Here is a 1,033-nt window from a genome sequence, read left to right as displayed (position 1 = left end):
ACGCCGCCACCGCCTCGGCGTCGGCGCGCGGGCTGGCGACGCCCGCCTCGGCGAGCCGCGCGCTCGCTGCCCGCAGCGCCGCCGACAGGTCGGTCGTCACCGTCGGCTCACCCCGCCGTGGCGGCCGCGAGGCGGGCGGCCTCGTCGGCGTCGACGGCCGACTGCACCACCGGGTCGAGCTCGCCGTCGAGCACGGTGTCGAGGTTGTACGCCTTGAACCCGGTGCGGTGGTCGCTGATCCGGTTCTCGGGGAAGTTGTAGGTGCGGATGCGCTGCGAGCGGTCGACCGTGCGCACCTGCGAGGCGCGGGCCGCCGCGGCCTCGGCGTCGGCCTGCTCCTGGGCCAGCGCGTGCAGCCGGGCCCGCAGGATGCGCATCGCCTGCTCGCGGTTCTGCAGCTGGCTCTTCTCGTTCTGGCACGACACGACGATCCCGGTGGGCTCGTGCGTGATGCGCACCGCCGAGTCGGTGGTGTTGACGCTCTGCCCACCGGGCCCGGACGAGCGGAAGACGTCGATGCGCAGGTCGTTGGGATCGATGCTCACCTCGACCTCCTCGGCCTCGGGCAGCACCAGGACGCCCGCGGCGGAGGTGTGGATGCGTCCGGCCGACTCGGTGACGGGGACGCGCTGCACGCGGTGCACACCGCCCTCGTACTTCAGCCGCGCCCACACGCCGTCCTCGGGCGCGACGGTGCCCCGCGACTTCACCGCGATCGCGACGTCCTTGTAGCCGCCGAGGTCGCTCTCGGTGCTGTCGAGCACCTCGGTCGACCAGCCGCGCCGCTCGGCGTAGCGCAGGTACATGCGCACCAGGTCGCCCGCGAACAGCGCCGACTCCTCGCCGCCCTCGCCGGCCTTGACCTCGAGGATCACGTCGCGGGCGTCGTCGGGGTCGCGCGGCACCAGCAGCGTGCGCAGCCGCTCCTCGGCGGCCGCGCGCGCCGCCTGCAGCGCCGGGAGCTCGGCGGCGAAGTCGGGGTCCTGGGCGGCCAGCTCGGCGCCGTCCTCGGCGTCGTCGGCGGCGGCGCGCC

1 protein-coding gene is annotated in these 1,033 nt (G+C 75.3%); it reads right to left on the bottom strand.

The features are described from left to right. Positions 1-107 precede the first annotated feature (107 nt). A partial coding sequence (gene prfA / locus ACYVKY_RS13295; RefSeq protein WP_460435474.1) for a peptide chain release factor 1 occupies positions 108-1,033 on the bottom strand: 926 nt, incomplete at its 5' end.

It is taken from the genome of Angustibacter speluncae, from assembly GCF_054777815.1.
This window is presented reverse-complemented; position numbering and strand designations above follow the sequence as displayed.